1 pseudogene is annotated in these 508 nt (G+C 22.8%); it reads left to right on the top strand.

Annotated features, from left to right (window positions below):
* A pseudogene (locus GQX97_RS14685) lies at positions 1-508 on the top strand (restriction endonuclease); the annotation flags it as partial.

Genomic DNA, 508 nt, shown 5'->3' with positions numbered 1-508 from the left:
AATCATTATGGATAATTTAGATAATCAATGTGAATGTGAATTTTGTAAAAACAATTCTGCTTCATTTAATGAGCATAATAATATAGATTGTGATTCTCTTACAGAATGCATAAATAAATCAAAATATAGAGAATATATATTTGGAGAGAATTCATACAGCAAAACTCTTTCTTATTATATAGGTGCTTTTTGGCTTGATAATGAGCATACAAAAAATATTATAATCAATCCTAAAATAGAAAATATTGATTTTATGAAGATGTTTTCAAAATGTTTATCATATTCAAATATTGTGAAATGTTTTAATGAAATATACAGTATAAATTTTGAAAAGCCTCCAATAAACTACAAAGGCGATATTTTAATAAAAGGACTTGATGCTCTAACAAGTATTCATTTTTTGAGAATGCTTGAATTAGAGCTTAATAACGGACTTAAAAGAAATTTTATAAGAAAAAAAGAAAATCTTAATTCAAAAATAAAAGGCAAAATAGATTTTTCAAATCAT

It is taken from the genome of Brachyspira sp. SAP_772 (genome assembly GCF_009755885.1).
Classification (GTDB): domain Bacteria; phylum Spirochaetota; class Brachyspiria; order Brachyspirales; family Brachyspiraceae; genus Brachyspira.
The sequence above is the reverse complement of the archived record's forward strand: the minus strand, read 5'-3'. Positions and strand labels throughout refer to the sequence as shown.